We start from the raw sequence: 670 nt of genomic DNA on the forward strand, positions 1-670 counted from the left end.
GCTCGGGGACGTCCGCCAGAGCCGGGCGGGCTCCTACGTCTGGGGCTTCCAGCGCCCCTGGGTGCCGGAGCGTCAACTGACCGCGGACGACGGCGCGCTGGTGGGCCGGCTGCTCCACGAGTGGTCCGGGCCGCGGTCCCTCGACGACGACGCGGTGGCGGCGTACCGCCGGGCCATGTGCATCCCCTCCACGGCACACTGCTCGGTCGAGCCGTACCGCTGGCTGGTGCGTTCCCTGGCCCGTCCGGACGGCATCCAGTTCTACCGGCGGATGAAGCGGCCGGTGCGCGTGCCGACGCTGCATCTGCACGGTTCCCTGGACCCCGTGATGCGGACGCGGAGCGCGGCCGGGTCGGGGCAGTACGTCGAAGCGCCCTACCGCTGGCGGCTGTTCGACGGGCTCGGGCACTTCCCGCACGAAGAGGACCCGGTCGCCTTCTCGACCGAACTGATCAACTGGCTGAAGGATCCCGAACCCGACCGGTGACCGCGGTGCGAGCGATCGGTCACCGAACGGATGCGCCCGGTATCCGAACCGGAATGCTTGTCCCATGAACGGCCACTTGCCCGGCGCATAGGCCAATTGAGGGCTCCGGGAACGGTTATCGACCTTGGGGCGGGGGCACACGTCCGGGTATGGGCTGGACGCACGACTACAGTGACGTAGCAC

Annotated in this window: 1 protein-coding gene; it reads left to right on the top strand. The window is 70.1% G+C overall.

The window, feature by feature from the left end; genetic code table 11:
* Positions 1–487, top strand: a 487-nt coding sequence (locus DMC61_RS41005; RefSeq protein ID WP_148106770.1) for an alpha/beta fold hydrolase, incomplete at its 5' end; no start/stop codon positions are given.
* Positions 488–670: the final 183 nt, after the last annotated feature.

The sequence above is a fragment of the Amycolatopsis sp. WAC 04169 genome (assembly GCF_003947535.1).
GTDB lineage: Bacteria > Actinomycetota > Actinomycetes > Mycobacteriales > Pseudonocardiaceae > Amycolatopsis > Amycolatopsis keratiniphila.